The 13807-nt window shown below is 68.7% G+C and carries 13 protein-coding genes and 1 pseudogene; 5 read left to right on the top strand and 9 right to left on the bottom strand.

Going from position 1 to position 13807, the window contains the following annotated elements; all coding sequences use genetic code 11:
- Positions 1-22: 22 nt before the first annotated feature.
- Positions 23-562, bottom strand: a complete 540-nt coding sequence (locus tag AB0H54_RS26995; RefSeq protein WP_357348959.1) for an ester cyclase — start codon at positions 560-562, stop codon at positions 23-25.
- An 81-nt stretch (positions 563-643) separates the two neighbouring features.
- Between AB0H54_RS26995 and AB0H54_RS26990 the strand changes: the two genes are divergently transcribed.
- Entirely contained in the window at positions 644-1321 is a 678-nt protein-coding gene (locus AB0H54_RS26990) for a TetR/AcrR family transcriptional regulator (protein WP_357348957.1), read from the top strand.
- A gap of 11 nt (positions 1322-1332) precedes the next feature.
- Here AB0H54_RS26990 and AB0H54_RS26985 read toward each other — a convergent pair whose 3' ends face one another.
- On the bottom strand, positions 1333-2280 hold the full coding sequence (locus AB0H54_RS26985; protein WP_357348955.1) for an ABC transporter substrate-binding protein: 948 nt from the start codon (positions 2278-2280) through the stop codon (positions 1333-1335).
- Between the two features lie 242 nt (positions 2281-2522).
- Between AB0H54_RS26985 and AB0H54_RS26980 the strand changes: the two genes are divergently transcribed.
- From AB0H54_RS26980 to AB0H54_RS26965, 4 genes and pseudogenes are all read left to right on the top strand, one after another.
- Complete coding sequence (locus tag AB0H54_RS26980) at positions 2523-2819, top strand: hypothetical protein (RefSeq protein WP_357348953.1); 297 nt, start codon at positions 2523-2525, stop codon at positions 2817-2819.
- A gap of 10 nt (positions 2820-2829) precedes the next feature.
- Positions 2830-3198, top strand: coding sequence for a VOC family protein (locus tag AB0H54_RS26975; RefSeq protein ID WP_357348951.1), 369 nt, complete (start codon positions 2830-2832; stop codon positions 3196-3198).
- A 210-nt stretch (positions 3199-3408) separates the two neighbouring features.
- Complete coding sequence (locus AB0H54_RS26970; RefSeq protein WP_357348949.1) at positions 3409-4782, top strand: cutinase family protein; 1374 nt, start codon at positions 3409-3411, stop codon at positions 4780-4782.
- A 103-nt stretch (positions 4783-4885) separates the two neighbouring features.
- Positions 4886-5152, top strand: a pseudogene (locus AB0H54_RS26965) (HNH endonuclease); the annotation flags it as partial.
- Between the two features lie 10 nt (positions 5153-5162).
- On the opposite strand, the gene AB0H54_RS26960 reads toward AB0H54_RS26965, so the two are convergent.
- The 7 genes from AB0H54_RS26960 to AB0H54_RS26930 all read right to left on the bottom strand — a co-directional run bounded on the left by AB0H54_RS26960 (position 5163) and on the right by AB0H54_RS26930 (position 13787).
- Positions 5163-7271 (bottom strand): AAA family ATPase, encoded by a 2109-nt coding sequence (locus AB0H54_RS26960; RefSeq protein WP_357348947.1) that lies wholly within the window; start codon positions 7269-7271, stop codon positions 5163-5165.
- Positions 7272-7326: 55 nt separating this feature from the next.
- On the bottom strand, positions 7327-8697 hold the full coding sequence (locus tag AB0H54_RS26955; protein WP_357348946.1) for a 2-polyprenyl-6-methoxyphenol hydroxylase-like oxidoreductase: 1371 nt from the start codon (positions 8695-8697) through the stop codon (positions 7327-7329).
- Positions 8698-8794: 97 nt separating this feature from the next.
- On the bottom strand, positions 8795-9661 hold the full coding sequence (locus tag AB0H54_RS26950) for an alpha/beta hydrolase (protein ID WP_357348944.1): 867 nt from the start codon (positions 9659-9661) through the stop codon (positions 8795-8797).
- A 110-nt stretch (positions 9662-9771) separates the two neighbouring features.
- Positions 9772-10527, bottom strand: a complete 756-nt coding sequence (locus AB0H54_RS26945) for a tyrosine-protein phosphatase (protein WP_357348942.1) — start codon at positions 10525-10527, stop codon at positions 9772-9774.
- A gap of 205 nt (positions 10528-10732) precedes the next feature.
- Positions 10733-11551 (bottom strand): SDR family oxidoreductase, encoded by an 819-nt coding sequence (locus AB0H54_RS26940; RefSeq protein WP_357348940.1) that lies wholly within the window; start codon positions 11549-11551, stop codon positions 10733-10735.
- Positions 11552-11687: 136 nt separating this feature from the next.
- The gene (locus AB0H54_RS26935) at positions 11688-13046 is read right to left on the bottom strand and encodes an NAD(P)/FAD-dependent oxidoreductase (RefSeq protein WP_357348938.1); all 1359 of its coding nucleotides are present in this window, start codon (positions 13044-13046) and stop codon (positions 11688-11690) included.
- A gap of 45 nt (positions 13047-13091) precedes the next feature.
- Positions 13092-13787: a transporter gene (locus AB0H54_RS26930; RefSeq protein ID WP_357348936.1), complete on the bottom strand. Its 696-nt coding sequence runs from the start codon at positions 13785-13787 to the stop codon at positions 13092-13094.
- Between the last annotated feature and the right edge of the window lie 20 nt (positions 13788-13807).

The following is a 13807-nucleotide window of genomic DNA, read 5'->3' as shown; positions in this document are numbered from 1 at the left end:
TTCGGTCACCATGGCGTGTCAGCTACTGTCGAGCCGACGTGGCCGACCGTTCCCGTCGGGCCCGCTTCGTCGCGCGGCGCATTCGCAGCAGATATCGCGGTGTCGGCGGATTCCAGCCGAGTTGCATGGACATTCCGAGATCGTCCCGGTTGGCCCAGTGCTCGACGACCTTGCCGTCGACGACCCGGATCCAATGCGTCTGCGTGATCGCGAACGACTTGCCGGTGGCGGGAAAGGCTTGCGCGACATCACCGTTGACGTCGTAGGCGACGAACGGGCCGATCTGCCGTCCGGCCATCGTCACGTGCACCGCAACCACGTCGCCCTCGGTCACCACGGCGTGCACCTGCCAGCGCAGGTCGGCGAACGCCTGCCGCAGCCACAGGGCGGTGGCATAGAAGGCCGCGGGACCTTTGCCGCGACAGGCGGGCGGTTCCTGCACTCCTTCCCGGTTGTACGCCTCCGGATGGACCACCTCCTCGAAGTCGGCGAGCTCTCCCGCCCCCATGATCTGAATCGACCGCACTGCCAGGTCTGCGATCGCGCTGTGTTCGTTCGCCATGATCGTGGCCTCCCGAGATTAGAATGAACGTAGCTCTATTGGTTAGAACGTTCATCCATCAAAAATGGTTCAAGGAGATCCGTGACAGGGAAGCGGCGATACTCGACGGCCCTGCGCACCCAGCAGACCGCGCTCACCCGCGCCCGCGTCCTGGAGTCCGCCCGCACGCTGTTCCTCGAACACGGCTACCTCGGCACCACCATCACCGGGATCTCCCAGGCCGCGCAGGTCAGCGTGCAGACGATCTACAACACCGTCGGCACCAAGCCGGCGGTGTTCAAGGCCGTGTACGACACGATGCTGGCCGGTGACGACGACCCGATTCCGATGATCGATCGACCCCAGTTCCAAGCGATGCTCGCGGCCGAGACCGCCACCGAATGCCTCGCGCACTACACCGCCATCGCCCGCACCATCGCCCACCGCGTACTCCCCCTGGTGTCGATGGCCCTGGCCCAGTCCGCGACCGGCGACCCCGACCTCCGCGATTTCACCGACACCACAGAGAACGAACGCAATTTCGGCGCCACCAACCTAGCGAACCACCTGCACCGCCGATTCGGCCTGCGCCCCGGCCTCTCCCCCACCGACGCCGCGGACACCCTCTGGGCCCTCACCGCCCCCGAACTCGCCGACCGCCTGGTCAACCGCCGCGGCTGGACCTGGGACAAATATCAGAACTGGCTCTACACCGCGACCACCGAATCCCTCCTCGCCTCGCCACCGACGGGGTCGACGCGCGCCGACAAATCGGGCTGAGCATCGAGCTTTCAGAGCACTTTTCGCGAGTCACGGATCGTGGCCGCCAGCCGTTCCAGCAGTGGAGCGGTCGCGGCGTGGGAGAACCGGAAGATCGGCGACCAGGGCGCGACCTGGCCGGCCGTCACCGCGGGCAGGCTCCGCCACACCGGCCGGTCGGCCAGGGCGCTCGGCTGTAGTCCGGTGGATCGGTCGTCGAGCAGGACCAGGTCCGCCGGATAGCGGTCGGCCGTCTCCCAGCTCAGCGACTGGAAGTAGCCGCCGGCGTCCACCCGGTCGGGGACGACGAAGTCGACGCCGAGTTCGGCGAAATATCGCAGGTCGGCCGAGGAACGTGGATCGGAGACATAGAAGAGCTCCGGCGACGCCGAGGCGCCGAGTACCCGCAACCCGGGACGGGACGCCACCGCGTCCCGCACCGCCTGGGACGCGGCCGCGAAGCGCTGTTCCGCGGCGACCACCGCGGGGGCGGCGGTATCGGCGCCGAGCGCACCGGCCAACGCGCGGTACCGCGCGAGGATCTCGGCCAGGCTCCGGCCGGAGACCTCCATGGCGACGACATTCGGGTTCGCGGACTCGATCTTGCCCAGGTTGTCGTCGGGTACGTACCAGAGACGGCCCGGCACATAGGAATCGGTGACGAGCAGGTCCGGCTCCAGGGTCGCGTACTTCTCGATGTCGAACTCACCCCACGCGTCACCGACGACGGTCACCGAGGCCGCATCGAGGTCGCCGAGGAGATCCGGCGCGTGCGCTTCACCGAAGATCCCCACGATGCGCTCGCGCACCCCGTAGTCGGCCAGCGCGCCCGCCGAACCGGTGAACGCGACCACCCGGCGTGGCATCTCACCGGTTCGGACAGTGCCGCCGCGACCATCCGGAAACTCCCAGCTCCCCGCTCCGCCCTGCGCGTCGTCGGCACTGCCACATGCCGCCAGGCCCGCACTCACACCGACCATGCCCGCCACCGCGAACAATCGACGACGGCTGAGCGCACGGTCGTGCCGTTTCTCGTTCGCGATGACGATCCTCCTCCGCACGTGCCTACTGGTTCGCTGCCACTAGACCACATGAAGTAAGGCAAGGCAAACCTCACTCTCGTGACCGCAGGCGGGCAGCCGCGGCCAGAATCGGCGTGCTCACAGCGGTGGCCGCGGCGCCAAGTCGGGTGTCGGTGGCCAGGATCCACCGGACGGTCGTCATGGCCGAAGTCAGCACCTCGCTGCCGCGCGTACGCATGTCGACCTCGAAACGCGCCACGACGTCGGTGAGGATCCTCGATGCCGAGCACTGCCGGCTCACCCTCGGCGCCTGGTCCTGGGCCGGCGTCGCGGGCATCCTCGCCACCTTCGACACCGAACTCACCGAGCTACGCCCGCCGGAGCTCGTCCACACGTTCCACCGGCTCGCACGCCGATGGGCATCGTCGGCCTCACCGGATCCGTCTCCCCATGGCGGTCCCGGCGCCCCGGCCGAAGGTGTCGGCACCCTGGTCTAGGGTCTGCACCGTGTCCGACACCATCGCCTTCGGTGGCGTAACCATCGACAGCAACAACCCCGCCGAGCTCGCCGAGTTCTGGACCGCAGCCCTCGGCTACACGGTCCTGGCGGACGCCGGGGACTTCATCATGATCGCCCCGCCGGGAGTCGGTTTCGGGGAGGGCCGCTACCTCGCGTTCCAACTGGTCCCGGAACCGAAATCCACCAAGAACCGGATGCACATCGACTTCCAGACGACCACCCGGCAGAGCGAAGTCGACCGGTTGACGGCGCTCGGCGCCACCGTCCTCGGCGAACACGCACTCCCCGGCTTCGGCTGGACCGTCTTGCACGACCCACAGGGCAACGAGTTCTGCGTCGTGTCACCGACCACCTGACCGTTCGACCAGAACCCGCCGATCAGAAGGCGGCGTCCGCCGCACGCAGCCGACGAGGCACACCCTCTTGGCGCCGAATCTGAAATGAAAATGTGTCTGAAAGTGCCGATGGAACCGGCGTCGAGTGGCGAGAATTGGTCACGACGGTTCGGTGGGATTCAGCATAGCCGCGCTGTCGCGACTCCCCTTCGGCAACAGAGGAATTGGACGATGAACAGGCTGTCGAGATCCGCCGCGACGACGTTGGTTGCCGCCGTCGTCGCCGCCGGGACCGCGTCGGTCGGCGTGGCACGGGCGGAAGCGCCCGGCGCGCAGACCTGCACCCCGTACACCGCGATCTTCGGGCCGGGGACCTGGGAGACCACCCCGGGCGCCGATCCCGACGTGCCCGTCGGCATGCTCCGGCCCGTCGGCGACGGCCTGCGGCGGCAGTTCGGCGACGACATCACCGTGCTCTACGCCCCGTACGCGGCAAGCGCTTTCGACCAGGGCCTGACCTACGCGGAGTCCCTGGGCACCCTGGAATCCCGCTTGCGCCAGATGCTGCGTGGCCTGTGCGGGTCGACGCGGGTCGTCCTGGCCGGCTACAGCCAGGGTGCGGACGGCATCGGCGATCTCGCGACCGAGATCGGCAACGGCGACGGCCCGATCGAGGCCGATCGCGTCGTCGGTGTCGGGCTCCTGGCCGATCCGCATCGCGATCCGGATACCACGCTCTCCCTGGGTGATCCGCAGCCCGGCTACGGCATCGCCGGAAGCCGGGACCGGGATTTCGGTGCGCTGACCGATCGGGTCCGCACCCTGTGCGCCGACGGCGACCTGTACTGCTCCCTCGATGTCGCCACCTCCCCGTTCCTCGCTGTCGTCGGCCGGGTCCTCAGCGGTGATCCCACGCCCATCGCGAATTACCTGCCCGCCACGGCGGATCCCCGCAGCCTGATCGCTCAGGCCGTCACCATGGGCGCGGGCTGGACCGCCACCGCGGCGAACCTGCCGACCATTCTCGACGACCTCACCCGCCTGCCGGAACTGCTCGCGGCCGGTGACATCCGCGGCGCGCACGACACCGCGCAGGCCCTGAATGTCGCCCTGGCCCCGCTGGTCCAGGCCGCCGCGGGGGTGGACCGAACATTGGTCGCCCAGGTCATCCGCGCGGCCGCCGCCGTCGACCCGTCCGGTCGGACCGCGGGGGTCAGCGTCATCGCCGACGCCCTCCTGCACATCGATTTCCTGAGCATCGCCGACAGCGTCGGTCAGATCCAGGAAATCCTGTGGCGTGCGGTCGAATCCCTCGACCGCAACGACCCCATCGCGGCCGCCGTCGACCTGGCGACGGTGGCCGCCACCGGCGCCGATCTCACCGGCGCCGTGCTCGGCCCCGTCGCCGCGGGCATCCGCGCCGACCTCCGCTCGACCACCCGCACCCTGTTCAGCATCACCGACCCCGCCACCGTCGACGAGCTCGTCCAGCTGGGCCGCCAAGGCGTGGACATGGCCAACTTCTACGCCTCCGAAGCCCACGTCGACTACGGCGACGACGCCCAGATCCTCCTGAGCTACCTGAGCTCCCAGGTCGGTTCCTAGCCGCGCGGCCTCCGACCGGTCGGCTCTCGCGCCGCGTACGCTCACCCTCGTGCCCACTGGCGGTAGCAGACAGGTTCGTGCCGCGCGCAAGCGCAAGAAGCGGATGGCGCGCGTCACCCACGACCTCACCGACGCGCAGTGGGACGCGCTCCAGACGTCGTGGGGCGGCTGCGCGTACTGCGGCTCCCCCGCCACCGCGCTGCAGAAGGACTGCGTGCAGGCCATCTCGCGCGGCGGCCGCTACACCCTCGGCAATGTCGTCCCCGCCTGCGGGTCGTGCAATTCCAGCAAATGCAATGCCGAGGTGACCGGCTGGCTACGGCGCAAGAAGCTCGACGAACGCTCGTTCCTCCTGCGCCACTACGAGATCGCGGCGGACCTCACCACCCGGTTCGCGGAGAATCCGCCGGAGGACATCGATCAGCGCTCGGGTGACTCGGCCCGTAGAGCTCGATCTCCCACATCTTCTCGATCACCCGCTGCACCGCCCGGGTGAGGTGACGGCGGTAGGTGGAGAACGGCAACCCGAGCACCTCGGCGGCGCGTTCCTGCGTGGGTGCCGGTCGCAGATAGGTGCGGTCGAGTGCCCGGTAGAGCTTCTCGCCACGGGTCTCCTCGCGCAGCGATTCGACGATCGTCGTGAGCAGTTCCCGGAGCGTGCCGCCCGTGGCCGAACCCGGCCGTTCCCGCACGACCTTGGAGCGCAGCAACGGGTTTCGCTCGAGTCGCCCGCCGCGACCGAGCTCACGCAACGCCGACCGGACCGCGTCGGCGAACTCGGGCTGGGACAGCACGAGTTCGGGTACCGGTGGCGCGGGTCGCGCGAGATCCGTGCCGACGACCCGGTCATTGGTCGAGTCGAGCCATTCGGCGATGCCCCCACGCCGCCAGTCGTGGGCGTAGACCGCGTAGCGCTGTCCACCGATCTCGTAGCCGGCCTCGCTCGCACGATGGAAATCGATGTGGCGCATGAACGGCTCCCATGCGTCGGAATCCGCGAAGGCGCCGATGAATTCCCAGGTCAGATCGTGTTGCGACAGCCAGTTCTTGGTCGATCGAGCGGTGACCACATTGATCGTCGGTGACGGGAGCTGGTTCATTTCCCCGTCGACGAGGAACCGGCCCGCGAACACCGGCTCCCCCGGTCGGGGTCGGCCGTAGCGGGTCGCGTAGTCCCACATCGCGCGGGTGCCCGGGTCGGCGGCCAGGTCTGCCTCGGTCGCCTCGTGCAGGGCAAGCCGGCAGAAGAAGCCGATCGGCTCGGTGCCCGAGCCCTGGACAACGACGAAGTGCTCGGGCTGGCGGACGAGCCAGAAGTCGACCAGCTCGGCCTGTTCGGGCCCCTGGTGTCGTTTCGTCATCGCCAGGATCGATTCTCGATGCGCCGGGCGATATCGGTCGGGGAAGGCCCGGCCGAAGCTCGACCAATCCCAGTACCCGGAGATCGTCGGGTTGTGCCGATGCAGGAAAACCAGGTCCGCGACGGGCCATCGACCGTGTTCGGCGGTGGTGTCGAGCACCTCGAGGAGGTGCCCGCGCACCCGGCGATGCACCTCGAGATAGGACTCCGGATCGCGCCAGCGCAGATCCGCGTCGAGGACGTCGCGAGCGATGTCGTGCGGAGCGAGCCCGAGCGGTCCACGTTCGATGATCGCGAGCTCGCACAACCATCCGAATTCCTCCGCGCAGTCGGGTTCGTCGAGCGCGGCCCGCAGCAGCGCCTCGGTGGTGAACCGGACGTGGGCGCACACCTCGAGCGCCGCCCGATGACGTCTGCTCGGCACGGATTCGACGAACCGCGCGAGCAGAGCGCGCACCGCGTCCGGCGCGTCGACCAGCGTGGCGGGCAGCTCGCCCGCGGTCTGGGCCAGCAGATCGACGAGGAGCGACAGGGCCAGCGGATGGCCGTGGGTCAGCGCCAGCATCCGGTCGTGCTTGTCCTCGGGGACCTGCGCGACGCGAAGGTAGGTACGGGCGTCATCGGGTGCCAGGTTACGCAGCGAGACCACGCGCAGCAGTTCCCGCCAGCCGGGGTCGTTCGACCATTCCCGGGCGGGTGGATGCCGACCGGCGATCACGACCAGGACATCGGTCGCCAAGCCGGGCAGGAAGGTCTCACGGAGCCAATCCTCCAACGGCGCAAGGCGTTCGAAGCCGTCGATGACCAACACCGACATCGGCTGGTCCCCGCGCTCCGCGAGCTCGGACACGGCCGCCTCGAACGCCGCGGGCGACGGCTCGATGGTGCGTCCGTCGACCCGCACCGTGCCGCGTCCGGCGTGCGCGGCCGCCTCCAGCAGTTCGGCGAGCAGGGTCGTCTTGCCGACACCGCCCGGCCCGTGGACGAACAGCACAGAGAAGGGCGGCTCGTCCGCGTCGAGCGCCGCCAGGAACAGTTCGATTTCGCCGACGCGGCCGACGAACCGGCGCCGGCGGGCCAGCCGGAGCCGGTCGGCGACGGTTCTCGGCTGTGCTGAGGCGCTACTCACCGGCCATGTGTATCAGCTCCGTATCCGCTCTGTTCGTCTTTGCCGACACCGGTGCTCAGCGGACCGGAACTCGCTGTGCCGACACGCCCTCGACCCGCTCCGGTCGAGCCGTCCCGCGCAGTACCCGCGCGATGATCCCGGGTCGCAGCAGTCGCGCCGGATGGTCGATCAATGCCGAGACCAGCAGGAACTGCGTGGCCACCGCCGGATCGTGTCGACCCACGTCGAGCAGGTGGCGGACGTAGCGGTTGACCAGCCGGATCGAAAGTGGCCGTGGACCTTCGACGAGCGGCTGCGTCAGATCCGCGCCGATGGCCAACCGCCACGCGACACCCACCGGCCCGGCGGCGGCGCGGAAGAAGCGTCGTTCCAGATCGTCGCCGCTGTCACGCAGACAATCGCGCAGCGCGACGGCCTGCAGCGCGGCGACCGACATCCCCTGGGCGTAGATGGGATTGAAGCCGCACAGCGCGTCCCCGAGCACGATCAGGCCCCGCGGAAATCGACGCACCCGGTCGTAGCGGCGCCGACGGTTGGCGTCGTAGCGGTAGGTCACCACCTCCGACAGGGGCTCCGCGTGCCGCAGCGCGTCGACCACCCGCGGCGGGGCGAATCCCGCGACGCCGTCGACCATTTCCGCGAAACTCGTGCTCGGGTGGTGGCCCCGGTAGCCCGTCGCGGTGAACAGCCAGGTGTCGTCCTCGGTCGCGAACAACGCCATCCCTCTCGGCCGATCCGGCGCCGGACCGATCAGGACCAGCTTCTCCGGCTCGGTGCCGGGCCGCAATCGCACGGACACGCTGGAGTAGCCCATGTGGACCGACACCGATTCCTCGGTAGGCATCTCGTAGCCGAGTCCGCGCAGCCACGTCGGGGTCCGCGTCCCACGGCCCATCGCGTCCACGACGAGATCGGCGGCCAGGACCTCCTCCGCGCTCCCCGCCGCCCGAGCCATGATCCGGACACCGAGCACCCGCCCGCGGGTTTCGTCCGAGACCAGACCGACCACGTCGTTGCCGTCGGCGAACTTCACGCTCGGCAGCGCCCGAACACGTTCCCGCACAGCCCCTTCCAGGCGCGGCCTGGTCGGCAGGTAGGTCAGCACGCGCGGCTGTACCTCGGACGAGAGCCGGTTGCCCCCGACCGAGAAGTAGAACTCCGTATAGTCCTCGACCACCTTGGTGCCACCCGAGACCAGCTCGGCGAGCACACCGGGAAACAACACCTCCAGCGCCGCGGATCCACTCGGCAGCAACGCGTGCACATGCTTGCCCTGCGGTACTCCCCGACGTGGCTCGGCTCCCGTGCCGAGCCGATCCCGTTCCACCACCGTCACGCGGTCGTAGGAATCGGTCAGCACTCGTGCCGCGAGCAACCCCGCCATGCTCGCACCGAGCACCACCGCATGTTCACCTCTGCGAACCATCGCGCACCTCCTGAGTTTCGGCGATGGCGCGAGCCTGCGGCACACGATTGCTCGGTTACCAGTCCACTTCACTGCTCATGTGCCCGCCCTGACGGTTCTACTGTGCGCCCGTCAGGAAGGTGACCAGTGCCGCACCGACCTCGTCGGGGGCTTCCACCTGCGGGTAGTGCCCCACGGCCGGTGGCGTGTCGAGGACGGTGAATGCCGCGCCCGGCAGGCGGTCGCGCAGACGAACCAGGACGTGGGCGCCGCTGATCGGGTCGGCGGGGCCCCAGATGAACTGGCTGGGGCCGGGATAGGTTTCGAGGGCGTCCTGCCAGCGCCGCGCGTGGATCCGGCGTTCGTCGATGTAGCTCAGCAGCCGATGCTGAACCAGCTTGCCGTCGTCGAGGGTGATCGTGGCCCACATCGCCGACAATTCCTCGTCACCGACCGCACGGCCCATGATCTGGCCCATGACCGCGCGGAAGCTGCGTTCGCTGCCGAGTCTGCCCAGTAGTGGGCCCAGGCGGCCGTGCAGCAGTCGCTGCATCAGCACGGGACGGTGCAGGTCGGGGTAGAGACCGCCGTTGAGCCAGGTCATGGCCACGATCCGGTCGGCGTCTCGGGCCAGCAGTTCCTGGGCGACGCTCACCCCGTAGTCGTGGGCGACCAGTGCGGTCCGGTCGATCCCGAGCCGACGCCACAGCTCCTCGGTGATATCGGCCTGTTCGGTGAGGCGATAGTCGTATCCGCGGGGTTTGGCACTGGCGCCCAGACCGAGGAAGTCGAAGGTCGTCACGCGATACCCCGCCTCGACCAGACGCGGCACGATCCCCGCCCAGTCGTAGGACGAGGTCGGAAAGCCGTGCAGCAGGGTCACCGGCGGCCCGTCCGCGGGACCGTCCTGGCGGTGGAAGATGGTGTGGCCCAGCACCGTCGACCTCGTTCCGCCTGCCAGCCACTCGTCCAGCGCCCGCGCCATCGCACCAGTCCTTCCACTCAACGGATCGGGAGTACCCGACCCATCTCCGGCCCGAAACCTACCCCAGCGCCCGCAGCAACACCGGCCGCCCAGCCACAGATATTTCCGGGTCAGTGGCTTTGCGCGTCCTCGAGGAGGATCGTCGCGAGCTGACGCTGGGCCGATTCGTCGAGACCGGCGCGGGTGGCCCAGGCGTGGGCGCCGCCGTGTTCGGTGGTGAGGTGGGACAGGAATCGGCGCATGGTGTCGGCCTCGGCGGCGAAGATCCAGTCGGGCAGCGGCGCGGTGGAGTCGCGGCGGGCACGCAGGGCGGGGACATTCGGTGCCGTGGCGGCGTAGTCGGCGACGATGTCGTCGGCGCGGACGTCGAGCAGGGCCAGCAGGACGGCCACCACGACACCGGTCCGGTCTTTGCCCGCGGCGCAATGGATCAGTGCGGGCAGGTGGGCGGGCGTCGTCAGCAGGTCGAGCGCGGCGACGATGTTGTGCGCACTGTGCTCGAGGTATTCGCGGTACCGGCCGAACATGGTGTCCCCGGGGGCGACCTCGGTGAGGTCGAGGCGAGTGCGGCTCGCGCCGTAGACGTGGGCGTTGTGGTACCGCGCGACCACGTCGGCCAGCGCGCCGCGCCCATCCGTCCCGATCTCGTCGGCGCCGCGCAGATCGATCACGGTGCGCAGGGCGCAGTCGTCGACCAGGAACGCCCGGTCGTCGGGCGCCAGCTCGGTCACCAGATCCGAGCGCAGTACCAGGCGGGGCCGCACCCGGCGGCCGTCCTCGGTCCGCAATCCACCCAGATCGCGGGCGTTGACCGCGCACCGCAGCGGCAATTCCCGCTCGAACACCGTGTTCTCACCAATTCTCATCGCAATTCCCATCACCGCCGGCACACTCGCGATCGAAAGCTACTCGATCGCGACTGCGCCGCTAGACCACGCACCGCACTGTTTCCGCAGGTAGAACGGCTTCTACGGACTTTCGATGGCGAAAAGCAATGAACTCATCGCGATTTCGAATGCGAATCGGCCCGCCGATGATCCCGGCTCCCGAATCGAGATTCCGTGTCACGCTTCATCGCTGTCCCTCGGTGGCGAGCAGCGAGGACTGGAAGCGGCGCATTCCGCGCAGCCAGCGGTCGTAGTCGGAACCCTTGCGGCGGTACATCTCCAGCACGTCCGGATGGGGCAGGACGAGGAACTGTTCGGCGGCGATCGCCGCCAGGACCGCGGTGGCCACCTGCTCGGGTTCGAGCACCGCCCCCGCCGTGGTCACCGCCCGGGTCGCGGTGGCGACCTGCGGCTCCGCTTCCCGGCCGTGCAGGAGCGTGGTGTTGACGCCCATCGGGCACACGCAGCTCACGCGAATTCCCCTGTCGCCGTATGTCACACTGAGCCATTCGGCGAATCCGACCGCGGCGTGCTTGCTCACCGAGTAGGTCGCCGAGCCGATCTGGGTGAGCAGGCCGGCGGCCGACGCGGTGCTGACGAAATAGCCCGCACCGCGCTCGAGCCACCCCGGCACCAGCACCTGCGCGGCCCGGACGTGCGCGCGCAGATTGACCTCCAGCGCCCTGTCCCACTCGGCGTCGTCGCCGAGACCGGACGCTTCGAGAATCCCCGCGTTCGCGAAATACAGATCCACCGGCCCGAAGCGGCTCTCCGCCAGCGCGACCAGGCCCTCGATCGCGGCACGATCGGTCGCGTCGGCGCCGGCACCCACGGTCGCGCCCGGGTGCTCGAGATTGATCCGTTCCGAGGTCGCCAGCGCCGTCGCCTCGTGCAGATCCGACACCACGACCCGCGCACCGGCAGCAGCCAGCGCCGCCGCCGTCGCGGCCCCGATGCCCGCCCCACCACCGGTGACGACGGCCACCTTCCCAGCAATGTTCATCGGCGCTACTCCTCCGCGGATCCGCCCGGTCGACACCGGAGCCAGCGCCACCCGAATAAGTGAGCGCTTGCTTAGCTTGCGTCAACGAGGTCGCCCTGTCAATCACCGACCACCGCGGCAAGCGCCGCTCGCCCGCCTATCGCGAGTGGCCCAGACTGGCCAGCACCGCCTGCGCCGAACGCTCACCGGAGGCGGCCGCGTCGGCGAGCGACGGCACGTCGAGCTGATAGTCGCCGGCGAGATAGATGTGGCCGAGCGGGTCACGCAAGGTCGGGAGCGTCTTGCGCCGACCGGGTGCCCAGAAGGGGACGACCCGGCGGTGCCGCCGCAGAATGCCCTCCCCCAGTTTCCCGTCCAGCTCGGGCAGCAGGGTGAGCAGGTCGTTCCGGAAGCGCGACACGATCTCCTCATCGGGCAGATCGAGCAACGCGTCGGCCTTGCCACCGCCCGCGAAACAGGCCAGGGCGCCGCCCGGCTTACGATCACTGCCGTTGCGCAGCGCCGCGGCGTGATTGAACATCGCCTGGAACGACAGCTGCGGCGAGGAGATGCCGAAGTACTTGTCCCACGACTGCGGCCCGACCTCGTCGGTGAAGAAGCCGACCACCACATAACGACCGTAGGTGATGTCGTTGAACGCGTTCCGATACTGCTGCGGGAGGTCGGGAATGATCCGCTCGGTGATATCGGCGGGCGCGGTGACGATGGCCCGCGCGGCGCGCAATCGCCGGGGGCGGTCGCCGTCGAGGTAGTCGACCACCACGCCGTCACCGTCGCGGCGCACCGATCGCACCACCGAGTTCAGGCGGATGCGGTCGCCGAGATCCTCGGTCAGCACGTCGGTCAGCGTCTGGTTACCGCCGGCGGGCAGCGAGAAGTTCGGCACCTTCTCCGGGTCGGTCAGCGCGATGCCGACCGAGTAGACGAACTGCGCGGCGGCCGTCTCGTCGAGGTCGCAGCCCATCCACTGCGCCGACCACGAGCGGACGATGGTGGCGGCCAGTTCCGAGCGGACGCCGTTCAGCAGGTAGGACGCGAGCTTGGTCTCCAACCGGGCGCACACCCGCTGACCGAAACGACCCTCCGAGCCGAGGAAGGGCGCGGCCGCGAGGATGCGCGTCCCGACCACGGCCAGGCCGATCCGGTCCATCATGGACATGCGCGTGCGGAACATCAGGGCAAAGGGATTCGAGGTGTCGACCGTCGAGCCGTTCAGGTGCAGCGCGACACTCTTGCCCGCGAGCGACCCCATCTCGATGCCGTGCCGGTCGAGCGCCTCGATCAGCGTGCCGGTGCCCTCGGTGAACTGGGTACCGACATTGATCCAGTAGTCGCCCTGCCGAACGGTTTCGACGCGACCACCCGTGCGATCGGTGGACTCGAGCACCACCACCTCGGCCTGCGACGCCAGGGTGGTCGCCGCGGTCAACCCCGCCATTCCGGCGCCGATGACGACGACCTCGGTGGTTTCTTCCTGCACATCGTGCGTTGCCATCTCGGCTCCTGACTGTGTCGATCGTTCGAAAAGAGGTCCGGTGGCTTACGCGACGACCGGGGCGCCGCCGGTCATCACGGGAGCGTCGACGCGCTTGTTGTGGGCGTCGAATGCCCGGTACGCGCGGTAATACGCGAACATCTGCAGGCCCCAGGTGGACAGCGCGAAAATATAGAAGATCGTGTGCTCGGCATCGTCGCCCGGAATTCGCACGAAGTCGTAGGTCGCCGCAATGACGAAACCGCACGCAGTGGCGACGGCCGCCGAGACAGCGTGCCCGCGTTCGCCGATGTCCCACAGGCGCTTGCTGAAATAGACCAGGAAGACCGTCGTCACGACGTTGGCCGCGACCAGGTAGAGCTTGCCCGGCAGGCCGATCTCGTCATGGAAGGCGACCAGCAGCAGACCGGCCACGCCCGCCAGCGCGAACGCCCCGATATCCACCGCCACCGACGGCTTGTACCGGTGGGTGACCTGCATCAGGCCCAGAACCAGAATCAGCGTGATGCCGACCGAACGAGAGAAGGCGTCCAAAAAGGCCGCAGCGGTATACATCGGGCTGTCGTGGCCGGCTTTCAGCAGACCGTACAGCAGGAAATTCGTGCCCGACGTCGCGACGATGATCCACTCGATGCCGAGCAGATAGTTCCGGTAATTCCGGATGAACTTGATGCCGTAGGTGAAACCGACGGCGATCATCCAGATGTCCGCGACCGCGAAAAGCAGTTCCTTGATGGACATGATCTTTCTCCTTGATGGTG

This window comes from Nocardia sp. NPDC050718, from assembly GCF_040654235.1.
Taxonomy (GTDB): domain Bacteria; phylum Actinomycetota; class Actinomycetes; order Mycobacteriales; family Mycobacteriaceae; genus Nocardia.
Note: the sequence above shows the minus strand (reverse complement) of the source record. Positions and strands in the feature narration are given on the sequence as shown.